Origin of the sequence: Streptomyces sp. A0642 (assembly GCF_004795105.1) — a bacterium.
Classification (GTDB): Bacteria; Actinomycetota; Actinomycetes; order Streptomycetales; family Streptomycetaceae; genus Streptomyces.
In genome coordinates, this window is the sequence record NZ_SSBL01000084.1 from 1 (window position 1) to 640 (window position 640).

Here is a 640-nt window from a genome sequence, read left to right on the forward strand (position 1 = left end):
GCGGTGGGTGGTCTGCCGTCGCGGTGGGACGGCCTGGGCGTGTACGACTCGGATCCTGAGGCCGTCGGCAAGAGCTATGCCCGTGAGGGCGGCTTCATCGAGGGGGTCGAGGGCTTCGATGCTTCCTTCTTCGGGATTTCGCCGCGTGAGGCGTTGTCGATGGATCCGCAGCAGCGGTTGGTACTGGAGGCGTCCTGGGAGGCGCTGGAGCGGGCCGGCATCCGCCCCGAGTCGATCAGTGGCAGCCGTACTGGTGTCTATCTCGGGACGATGAGTTCCGACTACGGCAACCAGCAGGGCCACGACCTCAGTGCTCTCGACGGTTACGTCAGCACGGGAAACGCGTCGAGTGTGGTGTCGGGCCGGGTGTCGTATTCGCTCGGTCTTCAGGGGCCGGCTGTGACGGTGGACACGGCGTGTTCGTCGTCGTTGGTGTCGGTGCACCTGGCGGTGCAGGCGCTGCGGCAGGGCGAGTGCGAACTCGCTCTGGCGGGTGGTGTCACGGTGATGAGTACTCCCGCGTTGTTCGTGGAGTTCTCGCGGCTCAAGGGCATGGCCGCGGATGGTCGTTGCAAGTCTTTCTCGGCTGCCGCGGACGGTGCGGGGTGGGCCGAGGGAGTGGGCGTACTGCTGCTGAAGC

General features: G+C 66.6%; 1 protein-coding gene. It reads left to right on the top strand.

The window, feature by feature from the left end; genetic code table 11:
* Nucleotides 1–640: polyketide synthase (locus E6R60_RS36485; protein WP_136331023.1), on the top strand; the 640-nt coding region annotated here is incomplete at both ends.